Below are 15,413 nucleotides of genomic sequence, written 5' to 3' on the forward strand. Positions count from 1 at the left end.
AAGCAAAACAACGCCTCATGGCGTTCGGGACTCCTGGGCTTCTGCTTTCGCAGGAGCACTGCTGATATATCATGGAATATCCAGCAACCGGATATCTTTCATCCTGTTCTACTCATCCGTAATTTCCTTTCGTGACAGTCCGGAGCATCACATGACCCGCGCGTTTCTCGTCATCGACATCCAGAACGACTATTTCCCCGGTGGCGTCCTGCCGCTGTGGGAAGCGGAGGCGGTCGAGGCGCGGATCGTCGCGGCGATCGGGCGCGCAAAGGCGCAGGGGGATCGCGTGATCCTGGTCCGGCACGAGTCGCCGGCTGACGCCGGGCCGTTCGTGCGGGGCAGCGCCGGGGCCGAGATCCGTCCTGCGATCCTCGCCGCCGCGGGGGACGCGCCGGTCGTCGTGAAGCGGCATGCCGATGCGTTTCAGGACACCGATCTCGCGGCGCATCTGACGGGGATCGACGAGCTGATCGTCGGCGGCATGATGACGCAGAATTGCGTCGTGTTCACCGCCTTGTCGCGGGCGGCCGACGGATGGCGGGTGCAGGTGGTCGGCGACCTCTGCACCGCGCCGATCGAGGTCGTCCACCGGATCGCGCTGAACGCGCTCGGCTCGAAGACGGTCGTCAGCGCGGCGGCGGACGTCTGGCACTAAGGCGGTCGCGGGAGCGACGGTCGTCCACCGGCGGGCACATCGGCGTTTCTCGAAGGACCGTCCCCCCTGCCCCTCCTTCCAAGGGAGATGCAGGGCCTAGCGGGTGCGGACGATCTCGCAGCCGACCGCGGCGTCCGGATAGACGTCGGGCTTGAGCGAGCGGACGCGGACCTGCCGGACGCGCGGGTCGGCGAGGCAGAGCGCGGCGATCGCCTCGACCAGCGTCTCCTGCAAGGCGAAGCCGGGGCCGGCGGCCATCGCGAGGATGCCGTCGCGCAGGAAGTCATAGTCGAGCACCTCGTCGATCGCGTCGGCGCTCGGCGGGTCGGCATAATCGACCGTCATCCACACCGACAGGCGGACGCGCTGCGGTGCCGCCTCGTGCGGGTGGATGCCGAGCCGCATCGCCACCTCGAGCCCGTCGAGGATCGTGGTATAATCAGCCATCGCGTCCCTCGAACATCACGTCGCCGTCGCGGCGCAGGAAGCGCTGGCCGCAGTCGACGTAGAGCGACTGGCCGGTGACGCTGCGCGCGCCGAGCAGATAGACCACCGCCTCGGCGACCGCCGCCGCGCCGACCGGGCGGCGCAGCAGATTGTCGGCGGCGACGGCGGCGAATTCCGCCTCGCTCTGGTCGCCGCTCGGCAAGGTGATGCCCGGCGCGACGGCATTGACGCGGACCTTCGGCGCCAGCGCCTGCGCGAGCATCTTGGTCGCGCCGGCCAGCGCGTATTTGCTCAGCGAATAACTGAAGAAATCTGGGTTGGGGTTGGCGAGCTTCTGGTCGAGCAGGTTGACCACCGCGCCGTCGGCCAGATCGTCCTGCGCGGCAAGCGCGGCGGCGAGAATCGCCGGAGTCACCACGTTGATCGCGTGGAGCCGCGCCGCCAGCGCGAGGTCGAGCGCCTCGGGCCGGTCGTAGGCGAAGAGCGAGGCGCTGTTGACCAACGCGGCGATCGGCCCGCCGGCGGCGTCGCGCGCGCGGGCGAACAAGGCCGCTGCGCCGGCGGGGTCGGCGAGATCGCCGTGCACGGCCGCGCCGCCCAGTTCCGCCGCCAACGCCTGCGCTTCGTCGGCGGAGGCACCGTAATGCACCACTACGCGCCAGCCGGCGGCCGCGCAGGCACGCGCGATTGTCGCGCCGAGCCGCTTCGCACCGCCGGTGACGAGGACGGTGCGGGTCAACATCCCATCAGCGCCAGCACTTCCTTGCGGCTGCGGTCGTCCTCGCGGAACACGCCCATCATCCGGCTGGTCACCATCGACACGCCCGGCGTGCGGACGCCGCGCGCGGTCATGCAGGCGTGGCTCGCCTCGATCACCACCGCGACGCCCTGCGGTTTGAGATTGTCCCAGATGCAGTCGGCGACCTCGGCGGTGAGCCGCTCCTGCACCTGCAACCGGCGGGCGAAGCCGTGCAGCACGCGGGCGAGCTTGCTGATCCCGACGACGTGATCGCGCGGCAGATAGGCGATGTGCGCCTTGCCGATGATCGGCGCCATGTGATGCTCGCAATGCGACTGGAAGGGGATGTCCTTGAGCAGGACGATCTCGTCATAGCCGCCGACCTCCTCGAACACGCGCGACAGGTGGCGGGCGGGATCGTCGGCATAGCCCGCGCAATATTCCTTCCACGCCTTGGCGACGCGGCGCGGCGTGTCGATCAGCCCTTCACGGCCGGGATCGTCGCCGGCCCAGCGGATCAGGGTGCGGATCGCCTCGGCGACCTCAACGGGGACGACCGGCGCGTCGCCGGTTGCGGCGGTGACGCCCTCGTCCGGCGCGTGGTGTTGATCGGTCATGCTGCGTTCCTTGGTCCTGCCGCCGGTGGCGGTGCCGGCCTGTCATAAGTTCGTTTCGGCAACGCGTCCAACCGCCCCGCCGCACCGCGTGCAACCCTTTGCCGTATCCGCGCTTTGTTGTGGGCGTAACGAACGGAGAGAGACGATGGCGGACCTCAAGAAGGGCGACGAAGTGACCTGGAAGAGCCACGGCGGCACCGCGCACGGCACGGTCGAGAAGAAGCAGACGAGCGACACCGCGATCAAGGGCCATACCGTCCGCGCATCGAAGGACGACCCCCAATATATCGTAGAGAGTGACAATGGTGGAAAGGCAGCGCACAAGGCGACCGCGCTGAAGAAAGCGTAACGTTTAGAGCACCCGGGATCGACCGGGTGCGAGCAGGAAGGAATGCGATGGCTACGACTACCAAGACCGGCGGCATCCACGCGCCCGTGCAGCCCTCCCCGGAGCTCGGCGCGATCGTCGGCAACGAGAAGCTGCCGCGCAGCCAGGTGATCAGCAAGGTGTGGGAATATATCAAGTCCAACAACCTGCAGAACCCGGAAAACAAGCGTGAAATCCTTGCAGACGACAAACTGCAGAAGGTGTTCGGCCGCGACAAGTGCACAATGTTCGAGATGAACAAGTACATTTCGCAGCACGTGAAGGCCTGAACCCTACACGGCTTTCGATCGGGAGCATCGCGCCACTTGCGGCCGGCGATGCTCCCGACGTCAATAGTCTCGATCGATCGGGATACGCCGCGGTGCGCCGCGGCGCAGGGTCAGCGTGAGCGAGCCGGCAGGAACGGCAATGCGATCGCCGAGGCGATGATCATTACCACGCCGACCAGCACATAGAGCCAGAAGGCGAGCGGCTTGATTCGCGATCCGCCGAGGGCGGGCGAATCGGCGTCGACCGACGCGCTGATCGTCTGGCTGAACATAGTCGCCCCCAAATGGCTGGTCCTGCTGCCCGTTTAGCAGCGGATTGTTGCCGGCATTTTGCAGTCCGCCAGACCGCCCCCCGGCGGCCCTGAAGGCGCGCTATGCGCGGCGCGACCGAAAGTTGCAAGCCGGACCGATCCGGACCGATGGCACGGGACACGACGGGGTCGGCGTGAGACCAATGATGGTGACCCCGGCGCGATTCGAACGCGCGACCTACAGATTAGGAATCTGGCGCTCTATCCGGCTGAGCTACGGGGCCACTGCGCTCCTGATACCGGGCGGCGCGGGGCGGGTCCAGCGGGTCAATTCGTCTTTTCGGGCGGCACCACCGGGCAGAGCAGCGGCGCCACCGGCACGCCGTCGGCGACCAGCGCCTTCGCCTCGGCGAGGCTGGCCTGACCATGGATCGGGCGGACGACCTCGTCGCCGTCGTGCATCGCGCGCGCGCGCGTCGCGAAGTCGCTGCCGACCCAGGACGAGGTAGCGAGCGTCCTGGCCTGGTCGGCGGCGATCTCGCGCAGCGCCGCCTTGATCGCCGCGGCGGGCGGAGGATCGGCGCGGCGATTGCTTTTGGCCGGGATGCTTGGCGCCATCAGCGCCTTGGCGATCGCGGTGTCGCCGCACATCGGACAGGCGAGCAGCCCCGCCGCCGCCTGCGCGTCATAGGCCGCGCTCGACCCGAACCACGCCTCGAAGACATGATCCAGCCCGCAGCGCAGGTCGAAGACGATCACGCGCGGGTGACCGGCGGGATCGCACGGGCGTGGTCGAGCACCGGGATGCGGGCGCGGACGTCGGCGACGCGCGCCGGGTCGATCTCGGCGAGGCCAAGGCCGCGCGCCTCGCCCATGTCGAGCAGCACGTCGCCCCACGGATCGATGACCAGCGAATGGCCGTAGGTGGTGCGGCCATCGGCATGCGCGCCGGCCTGCGCGGCGGCGACGACGAAACAGCCGGTCTCGATCGCGCGGGCGCGCATCAGCGCATGCCAATGCGCTGCGCCGGTCGGGCGGGTGAAGGCGGCGGGAATCGCGAGCACCTCCGCCCCCGCCGCGGCGAGCGCGGCATAGAGCGCGGGAAAGCGCAGGTCGTAGCAGATCGACAGGCCGAGCGGCCCGACCGGCGCATCGACGACCACCGCCGCGTCGCCGGGGGCATACGCCGCGGATTCGCGCCAGCTTTCGCCGGTCGGCAGATCGACGTCGAACAGATGGAGCTTGTCGTAGCGCGCGCGGATCTCGCCCGCGGCGTCGATGACGAAACTGCGGTTGGCGTAGCGGCCATTGGCACGCCGCACCGCCAGCGAGCCGACATGCACCCACAGGCCGGCGACCGCCGCGGTCTCGCGGACGCTGGCGAGCACCGGATCGTCGGCCTCGGCGTGGATCGATGCGGCGGCGCGGGCGCGGTCGCGATCGATCAGCCCCGCCATCTCGGGCAGGAACACCATGCCGGCGCCGTTGGCGGCCGCGGCGGTGATGCCGTGGCGCATGTCCGCGGCATTGACGGCGGGATCGATCCCGCTCGTCATCTGCAGCAGCGCGATCCTCATGCCGCGAGCAGCCGGTCCAATCCTCCGCGCGCGTTGAGCGCGGCAAGATCGTCCGAGCCACCGATATGCGTGCCGTCGATGAACACCTGCGGCACGGTGGTGCGGCCGTTGGCGCGCTGGATCATCTCCTGCCGCTGCGGCCCGCCGAGCGAGATGTCATATTCCTGCGGCGACACGCCCTTGGCTGCCAGCAACGCCATCGCGCGCGTGCAATAGGGACAATATGCCTTGGTGTAGATTTCGACCTTTGCCATCGGCTTGAGGTGTGGGCTGAGGACCGGCTTGTCAATCGCCCGCCGCCCCCGACCCGACCACCCGTGCCCAGCACAGCACCACCACCGCCGCGGCCCCGGCGCGCAGCAGCACCTGCGTACAGGCGGCGGCGGTGGCGCCGCTGGTATAGACGTCGTCGACCAGCGCGATCGTCCTGCCCGCCACCCGCGCCGGATCGGGCACCGCAAACGCGCCGGCGACCGCCTGCCGTCGCCGGCCGCGACCGAGCGCGCGCAGCGGCACGGTGGCGCGGCGGCGGACCAGGGCGAAGGGATCGTGTGCGATGCCGGTACGACGGCGGACCGCGGCGGCGATCAGCGCCGCCTGGTTGAACCCGCGACTCCACAGCCGCCAGCGGTGCAGCGGCACCGGCACGAGCAGGTCGATGCCGGGTGGCAGCGTCGGCGCCATCCGCTCCGCCATCGTCGCGGCGATCCCGATCCGGCCGCCATATTTAAGCTTGAGCGCCAGCCGCCGCGCCACCGGTCCGTAGGCGACGGCGGCGCGGATGCCGGCATGGCGCGGCGGATCGGCGAGGCAGGCGGCGCAGCGTGCGTCGGCGCCGCGGTCATGCGCGAACGGCCGGTTGCACGCGGCGCACCACGGCGGGGTCAGCCAGCGCAACCCGCCCCAGCATGGCGCGCAGAAGCGGTGATCGGCCGCCACCGGCGTCCCGCAGCCGGGGCAGCGCGGCGGCAGCGCCGCGGCGGCGATCGGGCCGAACAGCGACGCCAGCGCACGGCGACCGTGCGCCGCGATCGCTGCCAGCCCGCTTGCGCCGATCGTCCGCATGGCCGCTTGTCGCGCACCGCCGCAACAGGCACAAGCCGGGCGGTGAACGCCAACGCCATCTTCGACCGCCCTGCCCGCCGCCTGCGCCGCGACCGCGCCGCCGACGGCTATCCCGACCACGCCTTCCTGCGCGACGTCATGGTCGAGGGGCTGCTCGAACGGCTCGACGCGGTGAAGCGCGCGTTCACCGACGTGCTCGACATCGGCGTGCCCGATCGCAGCCTCGTCGTGCCCGGCGCCCGGATCGCACGGGTCGATCCCGGCTTCCGCTTCGCGCAGGCCGCGGGCGGCGTGCAGGGCGACGAGGAGCGGCTGCCGTTCGCCGACGGCAGTTTCGATGCGGTGCTGAGCGCCGGCGTCCTCGATCAGGTCAACGATTTGCCCGGTGCGCTGACGCTGATCCGGCGCGTGTTGCGGCCCGACGGGCTGTTCCTCGGCGCGTTCCTCGGCGGCGGCAGCCTGCCCGCGCTGCGCGCGGCGCTGCGCGTCGCCGAGGGTGAACGGCCGGCGGCGCGGCTGCACCCGCAGATCGACGTGCGATCGGCGGGCGACCTGCTGATGCGCGCCGGCTTCGCGCTGCCGGTCGCCGACATCGAGACGTTCGATGTCCGCTATGCGAGTTTCGGGCGGCTGCTCGACGATCTGCGCGGCATGGCGGCGAGCAACATCCTGATCGGCCGCTCGGCGATGACGCGCGGCACGCTGGCCCGGACCGGGGGGGGGGGGGGGGGGGGGGGGGGGGGGGGGGGGGGGGGGCGGACGTNNNGTCCAGAACCGCCGGGGCGTCCCCCGCGGCGGCGGGGCCGGACGGCCGGACCACGGAGCGCTTCTCGATCGTGTTCCTCACCGGCTGGGCGCCCGACGCCTCGCAACCCAAACCGGCGCGGCGCGGCAGCGCCACCTCGTCGCTCGCCGCCGCGCTGCGCGTACCGTCTTCGCCACCGCCGAAGGCCGATTAGGGAAGAGCAGTGTTCACGCGGAGGCGCGGAGGCGCGGAGATGTTGCGCTTGCCGCACTAGCGGCTCCTCCCATCGGCGACGCGATGACAGGGCCATGCAGCCCCACGCGATGCATCTCCGCGCCTCCGCGCCTCTGCGCGAACATCATCTTTTCTTTCACATTCGTTTAGCTGGCGGGCGTCATCGACCTTTGGTGTCAACGTCGTCGAAGCACCGTGAGAGTCGACAGGCTCAGGGCCAACGCTGGGGAAGCTAACGATCTTGTTCGCAGGCAGTCTCCACGGCCTGTACCGACATGCCGCTTGTCAGACCCCTCCCGCCTCGCGGGCGTGGATCAGCCCGGCTTCGAGGCCGCGCAGCTCGGCGAGGCCGCGCAGGCGGCCGATCAGCGAATAGCCGGGGTTGGTGCGCTTGTGCAGGTCGTCGACCATCTGGTGACCGTGGTCGGGGCGCATCGGCAGCGCACGCCCGGTCCGAAGTTGCAGATCGACCACCGCCGCGACGATCGCCGCCATGTCGGCGTCACCGCGCAGATGCTCGGCCTCGTGGAACGCGCCGTCCGCCTCGCGCTGCACCGAGCGGAGATGGAGGAAGCCGATCCGCTCGCCGAGGCGACGGACCATGCCGGGCAAATCGTTGTCGGCGCGCACGCCCAGCGAGCCGGTGCAGAAGCACAGGCCATTGGCGGGCGACGGCACCGCGGCGAACAGCGCCGCAACGTCCGCCTCGGTGCTGACGACGCGGGGCAGGCCGAAGATCGGGAATGGCGGATCGTCCGGGTGGACGACGAGCCGGATCCCCTCGGCCTCGGCGATCGGACAGACCGCGGCGAGGAAGGCGACGTGGTTGGCGCGCAGCTGGTCGGCGTCGATCGCGGCGTAACTGCCGATCCGGCGCAACAATTCGGCCGAGGTGAAACTTTCCTCGCTGCCCGGCAGACCGGCGATGATCGTCCGCTCCAGCCGGTGACGGCCCGCCTCGTCGAGCGCGGCGAAACGCTGCGCCGCCGCAGCGACGACGGCGGGGGAATAGTCCGCCGCCGCTTGGGGCCGGCGGAGGAGATGGATGTCGTAGGCGGCGAGCGCATGCAGTTCGAAGCGCAACGCGCGGGCGCCATCGGGCAATTCCCAAGCGAGGTCGGTCCGCGTCCAGTCGAGCAGCGGCATGAAATTGTAGGTCACGACGGTGATGCCGTGCGCAGCGAGGCGGCGAAGGCTGACCGCATAGGCCTCGATCAGGCGATCCCAGTCTGCGGACCGGGTCTTGATCCCCTCGGCGACGGGCAGGCTCTCGACCACCGTCCACGCGAGGCCGGCGTCCTCGATCATCCGCTTGCGGGCGGCGATCGCATCGTCGGGCCAGGCGTCGCCGTTCGGTATCTCATGCAGTGCGGTCACCACTTCGGTCGCGCCGGCCTGCCGGATCGCGGCGAGCGGCACCGGATCGTTCGGGCCAAACCACCGCATGGTCTGGGTCATCATCATCTCGCCGCCATCCCCCTCCTGGTAGGGCGTGACTAGCAGCGCAATGATTGGTCTGACAACCTAGAAGCGAGCGGTTTGCCGCTTTGCGTCAGGCGACGGGCGATACGCCATAGCGCTGGCGGGTGCTGGCGAGCGAACGACGCACCTCCTCGACCGCGAGTTCCTCGGTACGGAACAGCAGATGATCCATCACTGCCGACAGATGCGCGCGCATCGCGGCGCGGGCGGCATTGGCGTCGCGCGCGCGGAGCGCGTCGATAATCGCGGCATGTTCCTCGACCACCGGCCGGACCTTGGCATTGCGCGCCTTGGCGTGGAGCAAAGCACATTCGGGCGAGGTCGAGCGGAGATGCCACAGATCCTCGATCGTACGCAGCACACCGGCGTTGCGGGTGGCGGCGGCGATGGTCAGGTGGAAATCGCGATCGGCCTCCTCGGTCACCTCGGGCAGCAGGTTCTCGGTCGCCATCGCAGCGACCAGCGCGTCGAGCCGGTCGATCTGGTCGTCGGTGACGTGCAGCGCCGCCAGTGCCGCCGCCTCGCCTTCGAACATCAGCCGCACCTCGGTGAGTTCGAAGGCGGTGATCGCGAAGCCGGGCTCCTCGCCCTGCCCCGGCAGGCGGCAGACATAGGCCCCGGAGCCGACGCGAACCTCGATGAACCCCTGCACTTCCAGCGCGATCAGCGCCTCGCGCACCGCCGGGCGGCTGGCACCATATTCGATCGCGAGCTCGCGTTCGGCGGGCAGGCGGTCACCGATCGCGAACGCACCCGAGGCGAGCTGGTCGAACAGCTTGCGGGCAAGGCGCTGGTACAGGCGATCGCTGGTGGCGCTCTCCTTGCCGAGATCGACCTTCGAAGGGCGGCGGATGGTCGGCTTGGGCATCGGACTTACCAATTAAAGCGGGCGGGACGAGATCGATACTACGAGAGGCACGGGCATGGGAAGGCCGCGTCGTGCGCGATCGCAACCGGTATCGGTCAGACGAGCATCCCGCCATCGGCATCGCGCGCGAGGATACGGCCCATCGCCTCGAACAGGGCATCCATCGCGACCGGCTTGAACAACACCTCGTCCGCCCCCGCGGCGATGCACCGCTCGCGCAGGTCGAGCGCGGTGTCGGCGGTGATGACGATGATCGGCACCGCCGCCTTGCCGTCGGCGCGCGCGCGGATGTGGCCGATCGCGGTGATGCCGTCCATGCCGGGCATGCGCAGGTCGATCAGCAGCATGTCGAAATCCTGCGCGTCGATCGCCTGTAACCCGTCTTCCGCGCTCTCCGCCTCCATCATCGTGACCCCGGCGACATCGAGCATGTCCCTGACGACGCGGCGGTTCATCCGATCGTCTTCGATGAACAGGACGTTCATCGGGAGGGCTGCGGGGTCGGTGGGATCGGCGATGGCATGCTATTGCGTCTACGCTTCATGCCGCCTGCGACACAAGCGCCACATGGCGCGCAGGATAGAGTATTGCGACCAATGCCGAACCACTGACCGGTTTGATAACGCTACGGAACGATCCGTCCGTTGCGGATGCGATACGATCGGCGTCCATGGCGCTCGGCAGCAGGATCGTCACGTCCGCCGCAGCCGCGACGGCGGCCAACTTTTGCAGCGCGTCGGCGGCGTCCTCGACCGCGCCCAACGCGGCCGCATCGATCAGCAGGCGGTCGAATCGCGTGGTGGCGAGCGCGGCGACGGCTTCGTCCAGTGTCGCGGTGGCCACCACCACGCCGGCGTGCGGCGTCATCAGCGTCCGCAGCATGCTGCGCGTGATCGGGTTGCGATCGAGCACCAGCATCCCCGCGGTGCCGGGCGTGGCTTCGGCCGGCGCCGTCGCGGCCTCGGCGCGCACCAGCGGCAGGTCGACGATGAACCGCGACCCCTCCCCCACGACGCTGGTCACGGTCACGTCGCCACCCATCGCCCGGGCGAGGTTGCGGCAGATCGACAGGCCGAGCCCGGTGCCGCCGAACCGGCGGGTGGTGCTGGTGTCGGCCTGACGGAAGGATTCGAAGATCGCGTCGCACGTCTCGGGCGGGATGCCGATGCCGGTATCGGCGACGACGATGCGGAGCCGGTCGTCGCCATAAGCGGCGGCGTGCAACGTCACGCTGCCCTCGGCGGTGAATTTGAGCGCGTTCGACATGAGATTGAACACGATCTGCCGTACCCGCGCGGCATCGCCCAGGATCATCGCCGGGCATTCCGCGATGTCGCGATGGAACGCAATACCCTTCGCCTCGGCCTGGTCCTGCCACAACCGGGTCGATTCGGTGACCATCGCGCGCAGGTCGAACGGCGCCGCCTCGACGGTGAGATTGCCGGTCTCCATCTTGGCGACGTCGAGGATATCGTCGACCAAGGTGCGCATCGTCACGCCCGCGCTATACACGACGCTGAGCCGGTCGCGCGTGCTGCCGCCGATCCGCGCGTCGGCGAGCATCACCTGCGTCATGCCGAGGATGCCGTTGAGCGGCGTGCGGATTTCGTGGCTGGTGGTGGCGAGGAATTCGGTCTTGGCAGCCAGTGCCTTGCCGAGCGCGGTATTGGTGACGGCGAGGTCGTCGTTGGCGGCGCGGACTTCGTTGCGGCTCCGACGCAGCGTGATCAACCCCATACCGAGCAGGCCGATCGCGAGGATCGTCGAGGCGACGACGCCGAGGAAGATGTTGCGCTGCGTGCGGGTGCGTGCCTGTTCATACGCGACGTTGCGGCGGGCTTCGTCGCGCTGGAGACTGGCGATCTTGAGTTCCTGATTGGCGAAGTCGAACCGCGCCGCCATCAGCGCCGCGCTGGTCGAACGGGCGAGCGCGGTCGATTCGTCATCAAGCCGCTTCAACGCGACGAGGTGGCGCAAGGCCAATTCGGGGCGGCCGGCGGCGCGATAAATGGTATAAGCGGTACGATGCGCCTCGCGATCGATCAGCGTGGTGTGGTCGATATCCTCGCCGTCGAACCGTTCGGCGATCAGCGCCAGCGCCGTGGCGATGTCGCCGCGCTGATAGGCGGCCTGCGCGTCGAGGCCGATCAGCGTCTTGCGAAATCCCGCCGCCTCGCCACGCGTCGATAGCCGTAGCCCCTGATCGATCGCGCGCTGCGCCCCGACGACATCCTTGTCCATCAGCCGCGCTTCGGCGATGTTGCCGAGGATCAGCACGCGCAGCAACGGGCTGTTGATCCGTTCGGTGAGCGCAAGACCATTGCGGAACTGCTGCGACGCCTCGCGGTAACGACCGAGGTACTTCAGCGAGTTGCCGCGGTTGTTGTAAAGCGTCAGCGCCAGCATCGGGTCCGAACGGTAGAGCGCAAGCGCCTGACTGTAATAGCGAAGCGCGTTCGCGTGATCGTTGGCGTCGGCGTAGAGCGATCCAATAGACTGCAACGCCTTGGCTTGGCTTCGCGTATTGCCCAACGTCCGGAAGATGGTGTGGGCGCGCTGATAGTCGCTGAGCGCGCGAGCGACATCGGCATGAACGGTGTGGATCCAGCCGCTGGCGAGCAGTGCGTCACCCTGCAATTCCGATCCCGCTGCTAGCCGTGACGACAGCGCCACCGCCTTTTCGATCAACGGTTCGGCAGCGCCGACATCGTTGAGCCGCATCAACGCCTCGCCGCGCAGCCAGTTGGCAGTTGCCTGCCGAATGGCACGCTGGCGCGACGGCGGCTGCTGATCGGCCACGCGTTCCGCGGCAAGCGCGCGGTCGGCGGTACGGTGCGGATCGCTGAGCATCGCGGTCTTGGCGTCGGCAACGAGCCTGTCGAAGACATCCGCCGTTGCCGAAACCGGGGCCAGCGCAAGTAGACCGGCCGCCAGCCACGACCGCCAGGGCCAGCGGCGCATCGTCAGACTACGCGTCGGGTCGCGGCGAAGCCGCCGAAGCCCGCGAGCGGATTGGGTGCGGGCGCGCGGTGGCGTCCTTCGTCGAGATATTGGATCAACGATTCGAGCACGACTGGGCGGCTGATCAGGAAACCCTGGACCATGTCGCAGCCCATGACGGTGAGCAGCGCCAGTGCGGCATGCGTCTCCACCCCCTCGGCGACCACTTCCATCTCCAAGGCGTGCGCGAGGTCGATCGTCGAACGGACGATCAACGGGTCGCGGTTCGAACTGGTGAGCTGGGTGACGAACAGCTTGTCGATCTTGAGCTCACGCGCCGGCAATTGCTTGAGGTAGGCGAGCGAGGAGAGCCCGGCACCATAATCGTCGATCGCGATGGTGATGCCGAAGTCCGCGAAGATTTGCAGATTGGCGATCGCGCTCGCGGGATCGCGGATCACCGAGGTTTCGGTGATCTCGAACCCGAGCTTGGCATCGCTGCCGCCGACGAGGTCGCATGCGGCGCGGACGAAAGCGCTGTCGGCGAGCAACTGGCCGGCGATGTTGATGAACAGGCGCAAATCATGACCGCGGGCGGCGAGGTTGCGCTGGTCCTCGATCGCGCGGCGGATCGTCCACAAGGTCATGCGGTCGATCAGCATGCATTCTTCGGCGACCGAGATGAAATCGTTGGGCATCACCAGCCCACGTTCGGGATGATGCCAGCGCACCAGCGCTTCGGCGCTGCGGATCTCCTGATGACGGACGTGCACCTTGGGCTGATAGTGCAGCACCAGCTCGTCGCGATCGATCGCCTGGTCGAGCTCGCGCGCCACCTGCAGCACGTCGAGCGTCGCGCGCGGCGCGACCGCGTGGGTCACGGTGTGGTAGGCGGTGCGGGCCTCGGCGAGGGCATTTTCCGCCTCCTCGACCAATGCCACCTCGTCGAGATTGGCGGTGGCCGCCGCGGCGGCACCGAAGGTCAGGCGAATGGTGACTTGCTGATCGTCGAGGGTGAACGCCTGTTCGAACGCTTTCTCGATCGCGACGATGGCGCGATCGACGGCGGCGCGATCTGCGTCGCGGAACCCGCTGGCGATCTGCGTCCGGCCCAGCACGGCGACGCTAGCGGTCGGCAGCACGCGCGCGACTCGGTCGGCAACGAGGCCAACGAGCAGCTCGGCGCGGGCACAGCCAAGGCGTCGGCGCAATTCGGTGAAATTGGCGATTTCCGCGATCAGCTGAAAACGGAACGCCGGGTCGGTCGTCCGCTGCGCCCCCGTCATGACGCGGGAAGCCAGCATTTCCACGGTTTCCGAGCGATGCGCGACGGTCATGAGCCCGGCGTAGAGCATCAGGTTTGAAGATAAGATTAATCGCACATGAGCCATCTAAGCCGCTGCGGAACGGATTGTTAAATGCTTAACATGAGGTTAAGGATATCAAGCATCCTGGAGATGCCACGATAAGGGAGATTAGCATGTCGGTAGTTTTCGCACTCGTCCTCGCGGCCATTTCGGTTAACATCAAGCCCTGGTAACCGCCGCCTCGGCTCGGGCCGGGACGATCGCTGCCGCTGGTCGGTGAGGTCGAACAGGTCCGGGCCGCATTCCGTTTGGAGGGCATTACCCTCCCCTCGAATGCCGCCATCGAACGATCAGGCGGCGTCGCGCCGGCCCGGGACCGGATTGTCGAAGACCATGTCGTCATCGACCGACCCGAACCGCAGCGCGACCACATCCAGCACATAATTCTGGTTGAGCTTCCACGGCTTGCGCGCGCCCTGTTGCGGCAGAAGATGCGCCGCGCGCTGGATATAGCCCGAGGTGAAATCGACGAAGGGCTCGGTCGCCATCGCCGGATCGCGCAGCCGCGGCGTCGCCTGGCGCAGGCCGCGCTGGCGCATCGTATTGAGCAACCGGCAGACGTAGGTCGCCACCAGCTCCGCCTTCAGCGTCCACGACGCATTGGTATAGCCGAAGGTGTACGCGAGATTGGGCACGTCCGAGAACATCATCCCCTTATATTGAAGGGCCGTGTTGAACGCTATCGGCGTACCGTCGCGGGTGAAGCGGATGTCGCTCAGCCATTGCAGCCGCAAGCCGGTCGCGGTGACGATCACGTCGGCGGGAAGGTCCTCGCCGGAATCCAGGCGGATGCCGGTCTCGGTGAAACGGTCGATCGTCCCGGTTACCACCGAAGCGTCGCCACGTTTGAGGCTGGCGAACAGATCGGCGTCGGGTACGAGGCAGAGCCGCTGGTCCCACGGATCGTACCGCGGCGTGAAATGCCGCTCGATATCGTAATCGGGGCCGAGATGGTCGCGAACCATCGCCAGCAGACGGCTGCGGAATTGGGCCGGACGCGATTTGGCGAGCCGGTAATAGACCATGCTGGTCAGCACGTTCTTCCATCGGGTGAGGCGATAGGCGGCCTTGCCGGGCAGCCGCGCGCGCAGCCAGTTGGCGAGGCGATCCTCCGCCGGCCGCGACACCACATAGGTCGGCGAGCGCTGCAGCATGGTGACGTGCGCCGCCTGCCGGGCGAGTTCGGGCACCAGCGTCATCGCGGTCGCGCCGCTGCCGATCACCACGATCCGCTTGCCTGCGTAATCGAGATCCTCCGGCCAGAATTGCGGGTGGACGATCGTTCCGCCGAACCGTTCGGCATCGACAAACTCGGGCGTGAAGCCGCGGGCGTAATCGTAATAGCCCGAACACATGCATAGAAAATTGCACGTGAAGACCCGCGGCGCGCCTTCGGGGCCGGTCGCCTCGATCGTCCAGCGTGCCGCGTCGGTCGACCAGGCGGCGGTGGTAACGCGGTGGCCGAAGCGGATGTGGCGGTCGATACCATGGGTGCGCGCCGCCTCCTCGACATAGCCGCGGATCGTCGCGCCGCCAGCGATCGACCGGTCGTCCGTCCAGGGATGGAAGGAGAAGCCGAGCGTGTGCATGTCGCTGTCCGAGCGGATGCCGGGATAGCGGAACAGGTCCCAGGTGCCGCCGAGCGTCGGCCGGGCTTCGAGAATCAGATAGCTACGGTCGGGGCAGCGGCGTTGCAGGTGATAGCCCTGGCCGATGCCGGATATCCCGGCACCGACCACGAGGACATCGACATGCTCGGCCATCGCCCC

The 15,413-nt window shown here is 68.4% G+C and carries 17 protein-coding genes, 1 tRNA gene and 1 pseudogene; 4 read left to right on the forward strand and 15 right to left on the reverse strand.

Annotated elements, in window-relative coordinates; genetic code table 11:
* Positions 1–151: 151 nt before the first annotated feature.
* Positions 152–655, forward strand: coding sequence for a cysteine hydrolase family protein (locus AC07U4_RS16990; protein WP_495196234.1), 504 nt, complete (start codon positions 152–154; stop codon positions 653–655).
* A gap of 96 nt (positions 656–751) precedes the next feature.
* On the opposite strand, the gene AC07U4_RS16995 is transcribed toward AC07U4_RS16990, so the two are convergent.
* Genes AC07U4_RS16995 through folE form a run of 3 tightly spaced genes read right to left on the reverse strand, consistent with a single transcriptional unit; the run spans position 752 to position 2,458 of the window.
* Positions 752–1,102 (reverse strand): dihydroneopterin aldolase, encoded by a 351-nt coding sequence (locus AC07U4_RS16995; protein WP_038661911.1) that lies wholly within the window; start codon positions 1,100–1,102, stop codon positions 752–754.
* Complete coding sequence (locus tag AC07U4_RS17000) at positions 1,095–1,844, reverse strand: SDR family oxidoreductase (protein ID WP_495196235.1); 750 nt, start codon at positions 1,842–1,844, stop codon at positions 1,095–1,097. Before AC07U4_RS17000 ends, AC07U4_RS16995 begins: the two co-directional genes overlap by 8 nt.
* Entirely contained in the window at positions 1,838–2,458 is a 621-nt protein-coding gene (folE, locus tag AC07U4_RS17005; RefSeq protein ID WP_495196236.1) for a GTP cyclohydrolase I FolE, read from the reverse strand. Before folE ends, AC07U4_RS17000 begins: the two co-directional genes overlap by 7 nt.
* A gap of 145 nt (positions 2,459–2,603) precedes the next feature.
* Here folE and AC07U4_RS17010 point away from each other — a divergent pair, with 145 nt between their 5' ends.
* Together AC07U4_RS17010 and AC07U4_RS17015 are read left to right on the forward strand one after the other, a co-directional pair.
* Positions 2,604–2,807 carry a hypervirulence associated TUDOR domain-containing protein gene (locus tag AC07U4_RS17010; protein ID WP_038661918.1) on the forward strand — a complete coding sequence of 68 codons (204 nt, stop codon included), beginning with the start codon at positions 2,604–2,606 and terminating at the stop codon, positions 2,805–2,807.
* A 47-nt stretch (positions 2,808–2,854) separates the two neighbouring features.
* On the forward strand, positions 2,855–3,115 hold the full coding sequence (locus AC07U4_RS17015) for an SWIB/MDM2 domain-containing protein (protein ID WP_038661921.1): 261 nt from the start codon (positions 2,855–2,857) through the stop codon (positions 3,113–3,115).
* A gap of 110 nt (positions 3,116–3,225) precedes the next feature.
* On the opposite strand, the gene AC07U4_RS17020 is transcribed toward AC07U4_RS17015, so the two are convergent.
* From AC07U4_RS17020 to AC07U4_RS17045, 6 genes are all read right to left on the reverse strand, one after another.
* A complete protein-coding gene (locus tag AC07U4_RS17020) occupies positions 3,226–3,399 on the reverse strand; it encodes a hypothetical protein (protein WP_495196237.1) in 174 nt (57 codons plus the stop codon).
* 174 nt (positions 3,400–3,573) lie between these two features.
* Positions 3,574–3,650, reverse strand: a tRNA-Arg gene (locus AC07U4_RS17025).
* A gap of 43 nt (positions 3,651–3,693) precedes the next feature.
* Positions 3,694–4,125, reverse strand: a complete 432-nt coding sequence (locus AC07U4_RS17030) for a DUF1178 family protein (protein ID WP_495196238.1) — start codon at positions 4,123–4,125, stop codon at positions 3,694–3,696.
* A complete protein-coding gene (locus AC07U4_RS17035) occupies positions 4,122–4,943 on the reverse strand; it encodes a carbon-nitrogen hydrolase family protein (RefSeq protein WP_495196239.1) in 822 nt (273 codons plus the stop codon). Before AC07U4_RS17035 ends, AC07U4_RS17030 begins: the two co-directional genes overlap by 4 nt.
* Complete coding sequence (gene grxC, locus AC07U4_RS17040) at positions 4,940–5,197, reverse strand: glutaredoxin 3 (protein ID WP_495196240.1); 258 nt, start codon at positions 5,195–5,197, stop codon at positions 4,940–4,942. Before grxC ends, AC07U4_RS17035 begins: the two co-directional genes overlap by 4 nt.
* A gap of 31 nt (positions 5,198–5,228) precedes the next feature.
* A complete protein-coding gene (locus tag AC07U4_RS17045) occupies positions 5,229–6,008 on the reverse strand; it encodes a ComF family protein (RefSeq protein ID WP_495196241.1) in 780 nt (259 codons plus the stop codon).
* A gap of 6 nt (positions 6,009–6,014) precedes the next feature.
* Between AC07U4_RS17045 and AC07U4_RS17050 the strand changes: the two are divergent.
* Positions 6,015–6,967: pseudogene (locus AC07U4_RS17050) on the forward strand (class I SAM-dependent methyltransferase).
* Positions 6,968–7,272: 305 nt separating this feature from the next.
* On the opposite strand, the gene uxuA reads toward AC07U4_RS17050, so the two are convergent.
* The 6 genes from uxuA to AC07U4_RS17080 all read right to left on the reverse strand — a co-directional run bounded on the left by uxuA (position 7,273) and on the right by AC07U4_RS17080 (position 15,407).
* Positions 7,273–8,445, reverse strand: coding sequence for a mannonate dehydratase (uxuA, locus tag AC07U4_RS17055; protein WP_495196242.1), 1,173 nt, complete (start codon positions 8,443–8,445; stop codon positions 7,273–7,275).
* A gap of 94 nt (positions 8,446–8,539) precedes the next feature.
* Entirely contained in the window at positions 8,540–9,337 is a 798-nt protein-coding gene (locus AC07U4_RS17060; protein ID WP_052075584.1) for a FadR/GntR family transcriptional regulator, read from the reverse strand.
* 95 nt (positions 9,338–9,432) lie between these two features.
* Positions 9,433–9,822: a response regulator gene (locus tag AC07U4_RS17065; RefSeq protein ID WP_495180842.1), complete on the reverse strand. Its 390-nt coding sequence runs from the start codon at positions 9,820–9,822 to the stop codon at positions 9,433–9,435.
* Positions 9,823–9,877: 55 nt separating this feature from the next.
* The gene (locus tag AC07U4_RS17070) at positions 9,878–12,298 is read right to left on the reverse strand and encodes an ATP-binding protein (RefSeq protein ID WP_495196243.1); all 2,421 of its coding nucleotides are present in this window, start codon (positions 12,296–12,298) and stop codon (positions 9,878–9,880) included.
* 2 nt (positions 12,299–12,300) lie between these two features.
* Entirely contained in the window at positions 12,301–13,581 is a 1,281-nt protein-coding gene (locus AC07U4_RS17075) for an EAL domain-containing protein (RefSeq protein ID WP_495196244.1), read from the reverse strand.
* Between the two features lie 353 nt (positions 13,582–13,934).
* A complete protein-coding gene (locus tag AC07U4_RS17080; protein ID WP_495196245.1) occupies positions 13,935–15,407 on the reverse strand; it encodes a flavin-containing monooxygenase in 1,473 nt (490 codons plus the stop codon).
* Positions 15,408–15,413 lie beyond the last annotated feature (6 nt).

Source organism: Sphingomonas sp. GW821-FHT02B09, from assembly GCF_059421875.1.

Coding starts and splice junctions, on each gene's coding strand:
- AC07U4_RS16990 (WP_495196234.1), top strand. CDS start 152: ATGACCCGCGCGTTTCTCGTCATCGACATCCAGAACGACTATTTCCCC.
- AC07U4_RS16995 (WP_038661911.1), bottom strand. CDS start 1,102: ATGGCTGATTATACCACGATCCTCGACGGGCTCGAGGTGGCGATGCGG.
- AC07U4_RS17000 (WP_495196235.1), bottom strand. CDS start 1,844: ATGTTGACCCGCACCGTCCTCGTCACCGGCGGTGCGAAGCGGCTCGGC.
- folE (WP_495196236.1), bottom strand. CDS start 2,458: ATGACCGATCAACACCACGCGCCGGACGAGGGCGTCACCGCCGCAACC.
- AC07U4_RS17010 (WP_038661918.1), top strand. CDS start 2,604: ATGGCGGACCTCAAGAAGGGCGACGAAGTGACCTGGAAGAGCCACGGC.
- AC07U4_RS17015 (WP_038661921.1), top strand. CDS start 2,855: ATGGCTACGACTACCAAGACCGGCGGCATCCACGCGCCCGTGCAGCCC.
- AC07U4_RS17035 (WP_495196239.1), bottom strand. CDS start 4,943: ATGAGGATCGCGCTGCTGCAGATGACGAGCGGGATCGATCCCGCCGTC.
- grxC (WP_495196240.1), bottom strand. CDS start 5,197: ATGGCAAAGGTCGAAATCTACACCAAGGCATATTGTCCCTATTGCACG.
- AC07U4_RS17045 (WP_495196241.1), bottom strand. CDS start 6,008: ATGCGGACGATCGGCGCAAGCGGGCTGGCAGCGATCGCGGCGCACGGT.
- uxuA (WP_495196242.1), bottom strand. CDS start 8,445: ATGACCCAGACCATGCGGTGGTTTGGCCCGAACGATCCGGTGCCGCTC.
- AC07U4_RS17060 (WP_052075584.1), bottom strand. CDS start 9,337: ATGCCCAAGCCGACCATCCGCCGCCCTTCGAAGGTCGATCTCGGCAAG.
- AC07U4_RS17065 (WP_495180842.1), bottom strand. CDS start 9,822: ATGAACGTCCTGTTCATCGAAGACGATCGGATGAACCGCCGCGTCGTC.
- AC07U4_RS17070 (WP_495196243.1), bottom strand. CDS start 12,298: ATGCGCCGCTGGCCCTGGCGGTCGTGGCTGGCGGCCGGTCTACTTGCG.
- AC07U4_RS17075 (WP_495196244.1), bottom strand. CDS start 13,581: ATGCTGGCTTCCCGCGTCATGACGGGGGCGCAGCGGACGACCGACCCG.
- AC07U4_RS17080 (WP_495196245.1), bottom strand. CDS start 15,407: ATGGCCGAGCATGTCGATGTCCTCGTGGTCGGTGCCGGGATATCCGGC.